The sequence below is a fragment of the Enterococcus sp. DIV0724b genome (assembly GCF_050531475.1).
GTDB lineage: Bacteria > Bacillota > Bacilli > Lactobacillales > Enterococcaceae > Enterococcus_L > Enterococcus_L haemoperoxidus.
In genome coordinates this window covers 134,236-150,572 of sequence record NZ_CP172890.1, presented here as the reverse complement: position 1 = coordinate 150,572, position 16,337 = coordinate 134,236, and the positions used below count along the sequence as shown (strand labels likewise).

The following is a 16,337-nucleotide window of genomic DNA, read 5'->3' as shown; positions in this document are numbered from 1 at the left end:
TCACTGCCCTCCTTTGTTCTTTTTAGTAGATTTTGTTCTATTAGTTATAAAATAGAATAAACATACTAAAAGAACGATTAACAGTCCGCTAAAAAATAGGCTATATTTTACTAATTCACCGGAAGAAGGAAGTCGTCCTTGTGGTTTTACTATGCCCTCTGATGAACTGGAGACCTGTTGTTCACTACTGCTTACGTTGCTCCCATCAACTAAGGTGATTTCTCCCTTAGTTGGAACTTGGACCCCTTCTTCAGCAGTGACACTCCCACTATTTATGACTAGCAACGTAAGTAAAAGAAGCGTAGAGAGCATGATTTTCACTAAATAACTTTGTTTTTTCATCCTTTTCCTCCACCAATCTACTTCGCATTTTCCAAAGCAATCGTTATTTTTGCTTGATATTTACCCAGTGCTTTGATTGCTCCTGGAGCTAAGTCTAATAAGAAACCATCCCCTTTAGACCAACGTTCTTCGGTGACATTGTAACTGCCTGAAACGGCATTCAAGTGACTAAAAATAACTATACTTTCATCTGTTAGCGTTAATTCATCGTCTTCATATTTGTATTTGATTGATCCAGGCATTTTTGCCTCATCATCTTCTAAACTTGTCAACGGCTGATCTATTTTGGCTTTCAGATCCCATGTCATCTTATCCGCCCGTGTGTCAGATACAACTAACGGTTGACCAATGATTTTAGGATCGGTAAATTTCACGGCATTTATTGTTGCCTTTTGAAGTTCAAAATCTAGTACATCCGGTGATGAAAGAAGTTGTAACGAACCTTTAAATTGATAAGTAACTAAGTTTTCCCCTTCCGAAATGGTGATTACTTCATTATCCGGCCTTTTCACTAGATCATAATGAGCATCTCGAAGTTGGGATACTACTTCTGTAATTTCTGTCATTTTAGTCAAATCAACCACAGCATTGACTTCCTGCAATTCTTTGTACGGTTTATGCAGCGGGTTCCCCTTCTCATCTACAAAATTAACCGTCAAACTTGATTTAATGGTCGGATCAATCTTGATTTGAATTGATTCAGTTTCCTGATTTGTTCCTTTTTTCGCCTGAATGACTGCAGAGTAAGTTTCTCCTACTTCTGGTGTGTTTGTAAGTGTCGTATCAATTACGGTTAACTCAACACCCTCCGTTAGACCTGTTTCAACATCCCAACCTTTAGCCTCTGATTTTTCTAAAATCAAGGTATTAATTTGTTCTGTAGATAAATCTGCCACGTCATTCTTTTTAATCGTAAAATCATGCGCTCCGATAATTAATCCCGTGGTTGGCGGTGTATCTTCAACGACCATTACAGGCACTTTAATCACCGTCGTTTGTGATGGTTCATTGATATCTGTCATACGAACTTCTGCGTATTGTAGCCCAACTTTTGATGTATCTACTGGTTGTGCTGAATTTACATATTCAAATGTTGCAGTATGATCAGGCAGAACAACAGGATTTTTTATTAACGAGCTTGCTTCTTTTTCCCATGCACTCCCTTTTTTTATTGTTTGAGCTATTGGCGTTCCACCAAGATTGTAGACATTGATCTGAATTGCGTATTCTTCAGAAGGTAACCCTTTCATAGGACCTTCTGTTTCATCAATCGCCAGTAAGGACGTATTATATTTTTTGATGGTTCCAGGCACTTCATTTAGCTTATCTGGCAGCGTATTTCTTGGAATTGCCAATGTTCCCTCAAATTCTTTTAGGCTGTTGGCAGAAAAGGGAATTTTTTCTTCACTTCCATCAGGGTATGTCGCATAAATGGTTCCCTGATCGTTCTCCGTAGGTATTTGGCTCAACGTATAGTCTGTTTTAAACTCTGCTTTTGAATCTGAATAAACATTGAAGCTTTCAGGATCAGCTTTCAGCTTCATATACGGCAATTCTTCTCCTGCAAATACTTCATAGCCTGTTTTGAATACCTTTCCTGATTCAATATTTTTCCCAGGAGCTCCTAATTGATAGGCAGAATCCTTATCTCTTAATAATACTTTCCCTTGCTTATAGTTTTTACTTTCCATACCATCACGACTGAAATCCTTACCAAAATAATTTTTCCCAGGGTAAACGTAACTAGACCAATCACTTACATGATATTTCCGATAATCAGATAACCAATTTCCTTGAGCGTCTTTTAGTTTAATCGTAAATCTTTTTCCTTGTTCTGGCTCCATATAAAATCCACTATTATCCCCTAATGAATAAACAGGAACGCTATCATTCAAATAATCCAGATCCACTGACTCTAACATTGAAAAATGCCTAGTTATATCAAGTAAATTGTGCATTTCTAATTGAACTGAAAAATTTAGATTTCGATTCAAAGATAATTTATATACGTATACAATTTGGTTTTTTCTATCCACTAGAAATTGCCTTATTTCATTTTCCTTTTTATAAAAATATTTCTGAAAATTTGCCGATTGGCTAACAACCCCCAAGTCAGCTCCCCAATGAATAGTCTCACTGCCATCGAGATAAACTGGTCGTTGGTCAATTGCAGGAATAGGATTTACTAAAGCTGAACTAAACACATAGTTAGCATTTGATTGGTCATAAATTCGAAAACCGGCCTGACCTGAACCTGCCAACTTAAGAGTTGAGCCATTAACAGGATTGGTAATGATCCCTTCTGTAGAACCTGCATCTATTTCTTGCCAGCCATTTTCCTCACCTGAAGGAAACTTTTGAAAAATAAGCATTGCTATTGATTTGCTTACTGGGCTTTGCTCCGTCGTAAGCGTAATTTCTAGATTATAGGATCCTACACTATTTTCATTAATAGTAGGAATTTCTAGTTTGACATCCGGCTCTTCACCTGATGATAATTCCCATACTTTTAAAGATAGATAGTTTTTAATATATTCCTGAATTTGTGCTGGTGTCTTCCCTTTTAGCTGTCCAGGCGATATCCACTCGATAGCTGGATTGTACTCTAACGCAAATTTGTTTTCTAAGAACTCTATTTTTTTTTCATCTGTAATCGGAGTGACTGTCACTGGAATCGGAATCACCGTTGAAACTTCTGGAACTGCTCTATCTGTCATCTTGATATATCCCCAATGGAATCCTATTTTACTGGAATCATAGTCATAGGTATTCACAGGTTCTGTGGGATGCCCTTCTTTATCTGCTACCCATTCGTAGACTGCATTTTTAGACTCTGAGCTCCCTGTAGTTTGATATTTTTTAAAAATCTTATTCCCATCACTTCCCATTTCCAATGTTTCTCCTTGTTTGATAGTGAAATAGGCTGATTTTAAATTGGCTCCAAAAACAATGAATTCACGTATGGTCACACCTTTTTCTCCGTTTAACTCAACTTGAATCGTTCCAGTATACGTCCCCACAGAATTATTCTTTATGGTAGATGTTGTAAAAGAAGTTGGTACTGATTCACCTGTACTCATATTCCAAGCTCGTAAATGAGCTTTGGATTGGATCAAGTCCAGTAATTCCTCTTTATTTTTATCTTTTGTGTCATCAGGATAAAGAAGTGTTTTTTCATCCGCTTGAACCATCACTTGATTTGTTAATAAAGCGGTTGTTTCTCCTTTTCTCGTCACATTGATTGGAACTTTAATCGTGGTTGATACGGTCGGATATACCTTATCCGTCATTTTTACATGCGCCCAATGAAAGCCTACCTCACTAGTATCGAAGTCAGACAATGCCTCTCCTTTTCCATCTACAAGTTGATAGGTTGCATTCGTAGCTGTTGTATTATCCACTGTTTGAAATTTTGAAAGTAAGTTCGTGGGATTCGTTCCTAACGTTAGTTCTCCATTTTCTTCAATTGATACGACTTTGGGATTTGCGCCAAAAACAACGGCTTTGCGGGTAGTTGTTGCCACTTCCCCATTCAGCTCAACTTGAATCGTTCCAGTATACGTCCCCACAGAATTATTGTTTATGGTAGATGTTGTAAAAGAAGCTGGTACTGATTCACCGGTACTCATATTCCAAGCTCGTAAATGAGCTTTGGATTGGATCAACGCTGCTAATTCTCCTTCGTTTTTACCTTTTGTGTCATCAGGATAAAGAAGTGTTTTTTCGTCCGCTTGAACCATCACTTGATTTGTTAATAAAGCGGTTGTTTCTCCTTTTCTCGTCACATTGATTGGAACTTTAATCGTGGTTGATACGGTCGGATATACCTTATCCGTCATTTTTACATGCGCCCAATGAAAGCCTACCTCACTAGTATCGAAGTCAGACAATGCCTCTCCTTTTCCATCTACAAGTTGATAGGTTGCATTCGTAGCTGTTGTATTATCCACTGTTTGAAATTTTGAAAGTAAGTTCGTGGGATTCGTTCCTAACGTTAGTTCTCCATTTTCTTCAATTGATACGACTTTGGGATTTGCGCCAAAAACAACGGCTTTGCGGGTAGTTGTTGCCACTTCCCCATTCAGCTCAACTTGAATCGTTCCAGTATACGTCCCCACAGAATTATTGTTTATGGTAGATGTTGTAAAAGAAACTGGTACTGATTCACCGGTACTCATATTCCAAGCTCGTAAATGAGCTTTGGATTGGATCAACGCTGCTAATTCTCCTTCGTTTTTACCTTTTGTGTCATCAGGATAAAGAAGTGTTTTTTCATCCGCTTGAACCATCACTTGATTTGTTAATAAAGCGGTTGTTTCTCCCTTTTTAGTCACATTGATTGGGACTTTAACAATCGTTGATATGTTTTCGTTAGTTGCCTCTGTCATCTTTACATAGGCCCAATGAAAACCTACCTCACTAGTATCAAAAGCAGACAAAGCTTCTCCTTTCTCATCCACAAATTGATAACGTGCATTTTTTCCTGATGCACTTTTTATGGTTTGAAACTTACCAAATAAATTGGTTGGATTCTCACTTAAAGGTAAGGGGTCATCTTTGGCAATTGATACATACGCTTTCGGATTTGCGCCAAAAATAATGACATCTTTTTGCACAACTTGCTTTTGTGAATCCATAGTCACTTCATATTGCGCCTTATACGTCCCCACAGAGGAAGCATCAATCGTTGTTTGAGTCAGTTCTACTGAAACTGCTTCTCCAGTCTCCATATTCCAAGCTTGAGCTTTTGCTTTTGCTTTTACTAACTCTTGTAATTCCTCGGCCGTTTTATCCTTTGTGTCTTGTGGATAAAACAGAATTTTCCCTTCTATGTTCTCTGTTTGTACAGCCACTAGATTGTTAAATGCAAGACTTGTTCCTGCATCAGTAATCGTTACAGGAATAGGCACACGAATACTAGAGTGATTGGTGTTTTCAGTGATTTCTACATAAATCTTTTGAAAGCCAACCTTAGTACTATCTGGAATTAAGGGTGAGCCATCTTCCTTTACGTATGCATAAGTTGCCCCAGCAGTTGGATTGGGAATCACTCTACTTGAAAAAAGTAATTTAAGTCCTGTTTCAGTGGTGATGTCAGGAAATACCGCATCTTTTGCTAATTTCAATACTTTAGGCGTAGCTTTCAATCCTTCAGCATTTTCCACAGGATCAAGCGCTCTGGCTTGTGCATCTTTTTTAGTTAATGCATTAAAAGAATCTGTTGGATTTACACTAGTCTTACTTGTCGATTTGCTATTTTCTATCCCTTTGATATTTTTTCCTGTTTCAGCAGAGATTGGGGTAGTCTGTCCGAATACTATATTCGCTGCCCCTATTCCTAATATAGCTAGACTAATAATGCCCCATAACTTGATCTTTTTCCGACTATCCATTTAGTTCTCCTTTCCTATTTTATTGGAACAATCAACACTCTCCATGCGTATATGCAACACCTCCTTTGAGTCAATCGACACATTGAAAAATTCTACATTACATGCTGTTTTTGAGTGTTGATGATGATAGATAGCTGTTCCCTTATTTCACTTAGAATTTATTAAAAGGATTCTTTCAGAGAGAAACTATTTTCATTAATGAATTAAAAACATGTAACCTTTCGTTCGGACTGTGCGGATATAGCTTTGGCTCTTATTGTTTTCCCCTAATTTTATTCGGAGTTTAAAGACAACATTTGTCACTAAGTATTGATAGTTTGTAATCGTATGTTTTTCTTTCCCCCATACTTCTTGATAAAGTTCATGGTAAGAAAGTGTCCGTCCCTCATGCTTCATTAAATATGTAAGCATCTGGTATTCCGTATTGGTCAATTGGATTTCTTCGAGACCATTTTTAATTACACTAATATTTAGCGAATTCAGTTCCAATGAATCAGTTTTCTTTTGTTTGCTTTGTTTTGTTTCATTTCCACGCTTAAATCCCTTCATCCGATCCAACAAATGTTTCAATTGAATAAACGAGACTTCATAATCCATACCTTCGCGAACTATTCCATCAATTCCCAAATGTAAGTAGACCAAATCTGTGGTTTTAGTTCTATTTTTTGTTAACAATATAAGGTGCCCATCAAATACGTCTCTTACTTTTAAAATCGTTTCGTAACACCTTTCAGAATTTGTAGCTTCCATTTCATCTATGAGCAAGATATCTAAATGATTCTCTTTCTGTTCAAAGCCGTTTACATGCGTCATGTGAATTTGAAAGTTCAACTTCTTTAACACCTCCACATACGGTCGTTCTGTGTTGGTTTCGCTAGATAAAATACCGACAGAATACATACATATTCCTCCTTTTTTCTTCGTGTATCATTTATTGATTTCCTGAACATTTAACGTTATTAATAAGAAAGAAATTATCCAATTTCATTATTTTTTTATTATTTAATATTTTTTTAGATAAAAAATATTTTTCAAATAAATTTAAATTATCACTTGAATGCATACTTAGTTTAATCTAAAATAAACAATATGTTTCGCCGTTAAAACGTTTCCATTCTGCTTTAGCGTTTTTTTCAACTGCCTTATCCAGATAAATTGACTAATTATGTATGAAATAACAACTATGGGGGAAAAAATTATGAGAGAAAGTATTTCTATTTATATTGTAGAAGACCAGCTAGCTTACAGAAAAGAGCTACAAAAATTTATCGATTCATTAGAAATTTTTAACAACCATTTTTTATTGAAAGTACATTCACTTGACAACTTTATTACATTTTATGAAGAATTAGATTATTTAGATATAAAGGATAACGATATAATTTTGCTCGATATTGATTTACAAATGTCTTTTTCTGGCATTCATTTCGCAAAAAAGATTAGAAAAAAAAATAAACAGTGCTTTATTCTGTTTTTAACGAATATGGAAAATAAGGGAATAGAAATAATTAATCAAAATATCAACGCTACCTCTTATATTCTAAAAGGGAATACCATAGATACAGGCCACCTAAAAAATCTATTTATTTCTCTTAAGTCTGAAATAGACTCACGAATTCAAAATACCGAAGGTTATCTATCTCTCAAAAAAAACAATGAGACTATTTATATAAAATATGAAAAAATTCTCTATATTCAATCCGTTACTGGTATACGAAATATGCTCCTCGTCAAAACTATTAATTCTGAACAAATAGTAGATGGCTCGATTAATAAGCTGAAAAAAGAAGTACAATCCAACTATTTATATACTGATTTACGCTCCTTTATTATTAATTTGACACGTATTGCTTCATTAAACTATTTACTAGGACTTGTCGTATTTGATGATGGTACGGAATTGGAAGTAGGTGAAAAGATTGTATACAAATTAAAAAAAGCATTAATATAACGCCTTCTTAACAAAATTTTACTTTAATAGAAAGGGTGATACTACTGGAACCTTCCTTACAAATTATTTTATTTGCTTTGAATTTCTTACAAATCTGTTGGTTAATAGGATATAAAAATTATTATTCTTTCAAAAAGTCTATGTTTTTGACTAGTTATCTTATTATCTTGATACTTGTAACTGGAGCCTATCCACATATAAATACAGTTTGGTTCCTAGCCATTTTTGTTCTAATTGAAATATTTTTTATGTACCAACGTTTTAAAAAATGGCCTCTGATTGTCTTCTTTTACTTTTTAAAAAATGCTTTGATGATTCTTTCTTGGTCATTTACTTGGCACCTCCTATATTTTTTATCGGTAGGTAATCATATAGATATGAAACAATTCATTGCTCTGATACCGATGGTGTTAATACTTCAACAAATACTATTATTTTTATTAATCCAACTCAGTAACTGGTTAAATAATAAATATTCTATAATTATATCTATTGCTCAGCTTCATAAAAAATATACATTACAGTCTCTATTTTCTCTTTGTCTTCTTTTGATTTTCAATGTTTTAAAGCGGGAAAATCGTATTGAATATGATTTAGAAACATTTTTTTATCTTACTTTGATCTTATTAGCTATGACCGTAGTATTTAGTTACATCGTTTATCTCATTAGTCGATATTATCAACAGCAACAAAGTATTGAGCTGCTTACAAAAAAGACCTTAGACGAATCAAATAAAGTTTCTTTAGCTAATGAATTTCAACATGATTATCGTAATATTCTACTGAGTTTAAATACCTATCTTGATCAAAATGATATTGACAATGCTCGTGCCTATCTTTCCTCTATTACTAACTATTCAAAAACCTTGATTAGTGAAGACGTATTTTCCCAAATTTCCATTATAAGTAATTTACCGATTCAAGGATTGCTTATAAATTTTTTTGGAAAAGCTCAAAAAAATGATATCTCTATACATTTTTCAGCAAATAAACAAATTTCTGATTTAAACATTACAATCGACCTGATAGATTTTATCAGATGTATGTCGATCCTTCTTGATAATGCTATTGAAGCATCTCTTAATGAAGAAAATCCAACTATACAGATAAGTTTTAAGGTGAAGCACCAGCAACTGACTGTTGAAGTAAGAAACGCTTACAAAGGGACTACTCCCCTTAATAAGATGCTTAAAAATAACTTTACAACTAAACAGAATCATCAAGGGAAAGGATTACATATTTTTTCCAAATTATTAAAACAATATGCACATGCCAACTACTCCTTTGAACAAGATACAGATTCTTTTATAGCAACATTTTCGTTACCAAAAAGTAGCTAAACTTTTATAAAAATAGATGTAAAAATCCCCCAAAACAAAACTAACAATCCGTTTTGTTTTGGGGGGATTTATCTGAGTAAACGTTAATAAACAAATAAATGTGTCATTTATTTGTTTATTAACGTTTATTGTAACTATTCGCTTTTTACTTTATTCCTTCTAACTGTCAATTAAAATAAATATGTCGTTGCCATTTCTTTATAAATATCCACCATTTCCAAATAATTATCCACATCCACATACTCATCTACTTGGTGAGGCGTTTCATTACCGGGACCAAAGATAATTACCGGGAAAGCTTGTTTGCCTTTGGTAAATTCAGCAGCATCCGTCGTGCCAGACACGCCAACCATTGGAATATCGACATTGACTTGTTTTTTTGCTACTTGTTGGGCGATTTTTGCGATATCAGAATCTTTTTCGCTTTTCACTGAAATTTTATTTGCTTCGATACTTAACGTTAAATGATACGTATCTTTTTTGTTTAGTTCATCGATCAGTTCATTCATTTTTTTAATAACAAGATCATTATCATAACCAGGGATTGTTCTGATATTCCCTTGAAGACTTGCTTCACTTGGAATACTGTTGATTTGTTCCCCGCCGGAGATCATTGTTACATTATAGATAAAATCGCCTAAGACTTCATCTGTATGAACTTCACTACGGAATAATTGGTTTGCTCTTGTGTAAAAGTCATTCAAATGATCGATTGCATTTACACCAAGTTGAGGCATTGAGCTGTGGGCATTTTTGCCTTGACTGGCTACTTTAAAATTGATTGAACCTTTGTGTGCATAAACGATACCTGCATATCCTGAGGGTTCGCCGATCACCATTGAAGTTACATCATCCACGTAGCCTTCTTTGGTTAATTGTTCGGCTCCTAATTCGCCGACTTCTTCACCCACTGTGGCGATTAAACGTAAACGTCCGTTAAAATCTGCTTTTTCTTCTTTTAATTCAATCATTGCAATTGCCATAGCGGCTAACCCACTCTTCATATCACAAGTGCCGCGACCATACATCTTGCCATCACGAATTTCAGGTTTGAACGGATCAGAGGTCCAGTCAGAAACATTTCCTGCTGAAACGACATCCATATGTCCTGAAAATGCTAAGACTTTTTCACTATTTTTATTACCGATTTCAACAATTAGGTTATCACGGTCTTTGTCATATTCTAAAAAGCTTGAGTCGATGCCGTGTTTTTTGAATAGTTTGCTTAAATACTCAGCAACTTCTTTTTCATTGCCATTGACTGATTTGATTGCAACAATGTCTTTTAGGATTTGGATTTTTTCTTGTTTTTCCATGGTGTTTGCCTTCTTTCATTTGACTCATTCAGTTTCTCATCGTGTGTGAAAAAAACTGGATAAATTTGTTTACAGGTTAACTATACACCTAAATGGAAAATTCGTTAAATAAAAGTGGTTATTTCGGGAAAGATCTCCTATTCTCAAAAAAAAACGAGCTTGGGACGTAAGTCCTAACGAAAAATCCAGATATCAGTCAAATTGATTGGCATCTGGATTATTTTTTTGTACAAAAATAAGAACACCTTTGCTAAAATAAAAGTGACTAAACCAATAAACTAGCGAGGTGTTCTTATGTTTAAAAATTATACCACAAATCAAGTCGTTCTTCCTCTAGATTTTAGTTTTCAGTTAGAAAAAAATGATATTGCTTTTGCCATTAATCAATTAGTCGAAAGTATTCCAGAGGAACGCTTTCTTCCTTTTCACCATCAAATGGGGCCTTCTTCTTATCATCCAAAAATGATGATGAAGATGATTTTATGTGCTTACACGCAATCTGTATTTTCTGGTCGTAAGATTGAAGCGCTAACGAAAGACAGTATTCGCATGATGTGGCTTACTCAAAGTTATCAACCTAGTTATCGAACCATCAATCGTTTTCGAGTGAATCCTTTAGTGAATGCACTCCTTCGGGAGTGCTTCGTCCAGTTTCGTAGCCAATTAGTCAAGGAACAATTAATCGATGAAGAAGCCATTTTTATCGATGGTACAAAGATTGAAGCCAATGCCAATAAATACACCTTTGTTTGGAGAAAATCCATTGATAACTTTGATAAAAAGCTTACTGAAAAATCAAATTTTCTCTACGATGAATTGTTAAAAAATCAAATTATTCCTGAAATTGAGCGAGAGTCCGCAAAGGAATTATCTGTCACTGAATTAGGCAAGATTGAAGAAAATCTAGCGCAGGTTGTAGAAAAGTTTACAGTCAAAATCGAACAAGCAGAGGATGGAATTACTCGCAAATCAATTCGTTCTAAACGAAAAGTTCCAAAAAAATTAAGGAAACTTTTCAAGGACTTTAAAGAGCGAAAACTCGCTTATCAAAAACATAGACAAATTTTAGGACAACGAAACAGTTACTCTAGAACAGATCCAGAGGCCACTTTTATGCGCATGAAAGATGATCATATGAAAAATGGTCAGTTGAAAGCAGGTTATAATCTTCAAATCGCCACGAACAGTCAGTATATTTTAGGCTATGATCTTTTCTCAAATCCAACAGATACTCGAACATTCCGCCCTTTTTTAACCACCTTAAAAGAGCGTTTCTTTGATCTACCAAACTATATTGTCGCAGATGCCGGCTACGGAGGAGAAGAAAACTATCAAGCGGTTTTAGAGGATCATGAGCGAACACCACTCATCACTTATGCCATGTATCATAAAGAACAGAAGAGAAAGTTTAAACAAAATCCGTTCCTTCCAGCAAACTGGCCGTACCAAGAAGTAGAGGATACGTTTCTTTGTCCAAACGGACGGAAAATGAATTTTCGAAATTATTCTATTCGTACAGATAAATATGGATTTAAACGATATTTAAAACGGTATGAATGTGAAGACTGCTCGAATTGTCCTCTTCGAAGACAATGTACAAAAGCGAAGAGTGACAAGAATCGTGAGATTCAAAAGAACATGAACTGGGAATATTTTAAAGCGACAGTTCAACAGCTGCTTTCAGAAGTAGAAACAGGTAAACTCTATCGCCAACGAAAAATTGACGTCGAACCTGCTTTCGGACATTTGAAGGCTTGTTTAGGCTTCACTCGTTTCTCTGTTCGAGGAAAACAGCAGACACACAATGAAATTGGTTTCGCGTTAATGGCAGTAAATTTAAGGAAATATAGGCTAACTAAGCTAATAAACAAGGATGATTCTCTACACAATCTAAAAAATAGAAGAGCGAAAATCATTTTTTACGATTTTCGCTCTTCTATTTTAAGATTCTTGGGACTTACGTCCCAAGCTCGGTCTCCATTCTATTCATCAAAATAATTCCCAGGAACTACATTGATCGTTTTCGTCCGTGTATCCACATCTTCTACATAAAGCAATGACGTATAATCTTCAATCGCTCGTTGTCCTTTAAATTTAGATTCCGCAAACACAGTGATCCCAACAAGCTCTGCCTCAAATTCTTCAATCAGGCTCTTCATTCCGTTAACCGTGCCGCCACCTTTCATGAAGTCATCCACGACTAACACTCGTGAACCACGTTTTAAACTGCGTTTTGATAGTTCCATCTTTTCGATTCGTTCAGATGAGCCTGAAACGTAATTCACGCTAACTGTTGAACCTTCCGTGATTTTTGAATCACGACGCACGATTACAAACGGCACATTCAAGTAATACGAAACCGCTTGGGCGATCGGTACCCCTTTTGTCGCCACTGTCATAACAGCATCGATTTTCTCACCTAAATATTTAGAAGCAATGATTCTCCCAACTTGGCGCAACAATTCTGGCTGTCCTAGTAAATCAGAAAGATACACATATCCTCCGGGCAACAGACGATCTTGTTCTGATAAACGTTCACACAAAGCCATCACTAATTCTTTTGATTCCTCATATGGAATTTCTGGGATAAATCGTACACCGCCAGCAGCTCCTGGAATTGTTTCAAGAATGCCTGTCCCTCTTTGTTTGAATGTCTTTTTGATGATCGCTAAATCCTCACTGATCGATGATTTAGCTGATTTATAGCGTTGTGCAAAATGGGTCAAAGAAACCAATGTATGGGGATGATCCAACAAGTACTGTGTCATATCAATCAATCGTTCGCTTCTCCGAATTTTAGAATCTGTCACTTCTTCTCCTCTTTCCTTTAAGGTTTATTATTCGTTTGAATAATGACTATCCCTTATTTTTTATAGGTTCGTTATTCATTATTTTTCAACAAGTAAAATAAATGATACTTCCTCATAATCTATCGTTCCTATTATAGGGTGTTTTGCAAAAAAAATCGAGCATTTTTTGTAAAAATCGAAAAATAGTTCGCAATTTGAGAAACAAAAAAGAAGATAAAAGAGAGAACTTTCGTTTTTCTCCTTATCTTCTTTTCATTTAAATTGATTTATCTTTGACTCATCTTCTTATTTCGTTGCATCGATACAACTACTTTACGGACGATGCTGACAAGGATAAATAGCGCGATAAAAATCAATGTAATGCTGGCACTTGGCGGTGTTTCTAAATAATAAGACCCCGTCAATCCTGTTAGCATGCCAATCAATCCCATGATGACACTAATAATAATGACTGTGTTAAATCCTTTACCGATGCGCATCCCGATTGCAGCTGGTAAAACCATGATCGCTGATATCAATAACGCACCCGCAATTGGGATCATTACCGCGATTGCCACACCTGTGATCACGTTGAACAACATCGACATCCAGTGAATCGGTAATCCGTCCACATGAGCTGTATCTTCATCAAAGGTCAACACATACATTGGACGTTTAAATAAAACAAACAAAATCACTAACACCACAAACAGAACCGCTAAAATAACGACCTGTTGCCACGTGATCGTCACGATCGAACCGAATAGATATGACTGAATACTTGCTGCTGAATTTCCTCCGCTGAGGTTCATCAGCACCAGCGCTAATGCTAAACCACCAGACATTAAAATCGCAATCGAAATTTCCGAGTACGTACTATAAATCATTCGCAAGTATTCTAAAATAATTGCTGCAATAATCACGACAACCAGCGTCATGATATCTGGATTCCAATTTAAGAAAAATCCTAAAGCAACTCCGGCGAGTGATACATGAGAAAGAGTATCCGCCATTAAAGATTGTCTTCTAATCACAAGAAACACACCTAACATCGGTGCAATCACCGAAATAAAAGTTGCAGCTAAGAAGGCTTTTCTCATGAACTCATATGAAAGCATCTCCATTGTGAATCCTCCTTCCGAACTAAACGAATTTGCCGATCAGCATATGATTTGATATCCTCATGGTCGTGAGTAATCATCAAAATCGCTTTACCATGATCATGGGCATTATGCCGTAAAAGGCGATAAAATTCATTTCTAGACGTTTCGTCCATCCCTGTTGTTGGTTCATCTAAAATAAATAAATCAGGGTCTGTCGCGAAAATACGAGCCAAACTGATACGTTGTTTCTGCCCACCAGACAGTTCACCGATCCGTTTATGGCGCATGTCCCACATACCAACTGCTTTGAGTGCTTTTTCCACATGTTGATGATCTCTTTTTGTTAGTGGTTTAAACCAGCGATTACGTGGAAAACGGCCTGAGCGAACCAATTCGATCACTGTACTTGGGAATCCCGCATTAAATGATGCTACTTGTTGGGGAATATACCCGATGCTCAATTTTTCACCTGTCGTATTTTCTTTGGCAATCGTGATTTCCCCTTTAGTTGGTTTTAATAACCCTAAAGTACTCTTGATCAAGGTCGATTTTGCTGCACCATTTTCTCCTGTTAGAATCACAAATTCGCCAGGATCAACATGATATGAAACATCTTCTAAGACTGGCTCATCATCATAATAAAATGTGAGGTCTTTGACTTCTAGATAATGCATGACTCTACTCCTTCTTTAACCTTATAAACTGCTTAAATCGGGAAAAAAACGGTTCGTCTTTTATCCCGATTCTATTTACTTGATACTTTTCTTCAACGCTTCAAGATTGGCTTTCATCACTGAAATGTAATCTTCACCTTTATCTTGTTCTTTTTGGGTAATGCTTTCTAGCGGATTAAGGACTGCTAATTCTACATTTGTTTCACGTGCTAATGTTTCCGCAACTTTTGATGAAGCTGATGTTTCAAAATAAATCACTGATACATTATGTTCTTTGATGTATTTTTTCAACTCTGCCAAACGGCTTGGTGATGGTTCTTGATCAGGCGATATTCCCGCAATTGATTCTTGTGTCAAACCGTATTGTTTTGCTAAATAACCAAACGCTGCGTGCTGTGTCACAAATGTTTTGTTTTTAGCACTCGCAAATGCTTCTTTATATTCTGTATCTAACTCTTTTAATTTTTCAATATACGCTGTAGCATTTTTCTCAAATGTCTCTTTTTCATCTGGGTATTTTTCAACTAAGGCATCACGAATTGCTTCGACTTCTTTTTGTGCTAAGACTGGATCTAACCAGACATGAGGATCTAATTCGTGATCATGGTCATGTTCGTCATGATCAGCTTCTTCGCCATCATGATCATGCTCGTGAGCGGCACCTGCCATTAAATCGATTGAACCAGCTGCTTCTACAACCGCAACTTTTTTCTCGTCAACATTTTCTAGAACATCCTTGACCCATGTCTCTAATTCATGACTGTTGTACACAAACACATCTGCATCTGTGATTTTGGCAATGTCTTTGGCACTTGGCTCATAGTCATGGGGCTCTGTTCCAGCCGGGATCAATAATTGAACGTCTCCAGCGTCACCTACCACATTTTTAGCGAAATCGTACATTGGATAAAAAGTTGTCACGACTTTTATTTTATCACTTTTCCCTGAATTGTCTTGCTCTTTTGTTTGTCCGCAGGCAGTTAGTGTAACCATTACAGCCATTAAAAGGAATCCTACAATATATTTCCAGCTATTTTTTCTCATCTATTTTATCTCCATTTCGATTTGTCTCAATCAAATCGTAATATTTACGATTTACTAGCAAGAACTAATTTAACAGAAGGAAAAGAGAACGTCAAGAGAAAATAGAAAAAAGATTTTATTAAGATTAAACTAATGAAACTATTTCCTGAAATGCATGAAGCAATAACCAAAATTTACAATTTCGATGAAGAGGTTGGGACAGGAGTGTTTAACCCCGAGAAATAAGAAGAAATTCACGAAAATCGCTCTTCTAATTTTTGTGAATTTCAGCTTACTTCCGAAGGGGTTGCTTCTGCTCCCACCGTTCATTCGTATTTAGGGTGTGAAACAAAAGTGCTGTTTACTTTTGTCCCACATCCAAGATTACGCACTATTCTACCGTATC

At 35.9% G+C, this 16,337-nt stretch carries 11 protein-coding genes; 3 read left to right on the top strand and 8 right to left on the bottom strand.

The genetic code is table 11. The features are described from left to right. From IGJ02_RS00705 to IGJ02_RS00695, 3 genes are all read right to left on the bottom strand, one after another. Positions 1-342: an LPXTG cell wall anchor domain-containing protein gene (locus IGJ02_RS00705; protein WP_430602830.1), complete on the bottom strand. Its 342-nt coding sequence runs from the start codon at positions 340-342 to the stop codon at positions 1-3. A 17-nt stretch (positions 343-359) separates the two neighbouring features. Beyond that, the gene (locus tag IGJ02_RS00700; protein ID WP_430602828.1) at positions 360-5,735 is read right to left on the bottom strand and encodes a MucBP domain-containing protein; all 5,376 of its coding nucleotides are present in this window, start codon (positions 5,733-5,735) and stop codon (positions 360-362) included. A 195-nt stretch (positions 5,736-5,930) separates the two neighbouring features. Next, positions 5,931-6,635 (bottom strand): winged helix-turn-helix domain-containing protein, encoded by a 705-nt coding sequence (locus IGJ02_RS00695; protein ID WP_430602826.1) that lies wholly within the window; start codon positions 6,633-6,635, stop codon positions 5,931-5,933. Between the two features lie 298 nt (positions 6,636-6,933). Here IGJ02_RS00695 and IGJ02_RS00690 point away from each other — a divergent pair, with 298 nt between their 5' ends. Beyond that, positions 6,934-7,686, top strand: a complete 753-nt coding sequence (locus IGJ02_RS00690; RefSeq protein WP_430602824.1) for a LytR/AlgR family response regulator transcription factor — start codon at positions 6,934-6,936, stop codon at positions 7,684-7,686. Between the two features lie 248 nt (positions 7,687-7,934). Next, entirely contained in the window at positions 7,935-9,026 is a 1,092-nt protein-coding gene (locus IGJ02_RS00685; protein WP_430602822.1) for a sensor histidine kinase, read from the top strand. A 170-nt stretch (positions 9,027-9,196) separates the two neighbouring features. Here IGJ02_RS00685 and IGJ02_RS00680 read toward each other — a convergent pair whose 3' ends face one another. Next, a complete protein-coding gene (locus tag IGJ02_RS00680) occupies positions 9,197-10,342 on the bottom strand; it encodes an ArgE/DapE family deacylase (RefSeq protein ID WP_430602821.1) in 1,146 nt (381 codons plus the stop codon). A 294-nt stretch (positions 10,343-10,636) separates the two neighbouring features. On the opposite strand from IGJ02_RS00680, the gene IGJ02_RS00675 reads away from it, so the two are divergent. Continuing rightward, a complete protein-coding gene (locus IGJ02_RS00675; protein WP_430602820.1) occupies positions 10,637-12,340 on the top strand; it encodes an IS1182 family transposase in 1,704 nt (567 codons plus the stop codon). On the opposite strand, the gene purR is transcribed toward IGJ02_RS00675, so the two are convergent. The 4 genes from purR to IGJ02_RS00655 form a co-directional block, all read right to left on the bottom strand. Next, positions 12,325-13,152, bottom strand: a complete 828-nt coding sequence (gene purR / locus IGJ02_RS00670) for a pur operon repressor (RefSeq protein WP_084013317.1) — start codon at positions 13,150-13,152, stop codon at positions 12,325-12,327. The genes IGJ02_RS00675 and purR overlap by 16 nt on opposite strands. 266 nt (positions 13,153-13,418) lie before the next feature. Next, entirely contained in the window at positions 13,419-14,255 is an 837-nt protein-coding gene (locus IGJ02_RS00665) for a metal ABC transporter permease (protein ID WP_430602819.1), read from the bottom strand. After that, complete coding sequence (locus tag IGJ02_RS00660) at positions 14,228-14,908, bottom strand: metal ABC transporter ATP-binding protein (RefSeq protein ID WP_010761980.1); 681 nt, start codon at positions 14,906-14,908, stop codon at positions 14,228-14,230. Before IGJ02_RS00660 ends, IGJ02_RS00665 begins: the two co-directional genes overlap by 28 nt. Before the next feature lie 75 nt (positions 14,909-14,983). After that, positions 14,984-15,952: a metal ABC transporter substrate-binding protein gene (locus IGJ02_RS00655; RefSeq protein WP_430602817.1), complete on the bottom strand. Its 969-nt coding sequence runs from the start codon at positions 15,950-15,952 to the stop codon at positions 14,984-14,986. Positions 15,953-16,337 lie beyond the last annotated feature (385 nt).